1 protein-coding gene and 1 pseudogene are annotated in these 437 nt (G+C 61.8%); both read right to left on the reverse strand.

Annotated elements, in window-relative coordinates; all coding sequences use genetic code 11:
* The coding region (locus EOA29_RS40145) for an SDR family NAD(P)-dependent oxidoreductase (RefSeq protein WP_127222592.1) at window positions 1-134 on the reverse strand (134 nt) is incomplete at its 3' end.
* Window positions 135-252: 118 nt separating this feature from the next.
* A pseudogene (locus EOA29_RS40150) lies at window positions 253-437 on the reverse strand (acetyl-CoA C-acetyltransferase); the annotation flags it as partial.

Raw genomic sequence — 437 nt, forward strand, 5'->3', positions numbered from 1 at the left:
GCCTTGAACTTCGCGGCCGCCTCGTCATTGCCGGCATAGTTGGCCGCAACCGAATAGCCGGCCTTTTTCAGAGCGATCGATATTGCCGCGCCGATGCCGCGCGATCCGCCCGTGACGATTGCTACCTTGCTCATGTGGTCCTCCCTTTAAATCGTCAGCGAATAGAGAGCAGCGAAGCGAATAGGATCTGTCGTCCCGGCGCGCGACGCTTTTCTTCTTTATTCGCTACTCCCTTTTCGCTATTCGCTGAGCTCAGAGCGCTTCGACGCACATGGCGACGCCCATGCCGCCGCCGATGCACAGCGTGGCAAGACCCTTCTTGGCGCCACGGCGGCGCATCTCGAAGACCAGCGTGTTGAAGACGCGGGCGCCGGAGGCGCCGATCGGGTGACCGATGGCGATGGCGCCGCCATTGACGTTGACGATCGACGGATCCC

Origin of the sequence: Mesorhizobium sp. M1E.F.Ca.ET.063.01.1.1 (genome assembly GCF_003998155.1) — a bacterium.
In the GTDB taxonomy this organism is placed as follows: domain Bacteria; phylum Pseudomonadota; class Alphaproteobacteria; order Rhizobiales; family Rhizobiaceae; genus Mesorhizobium.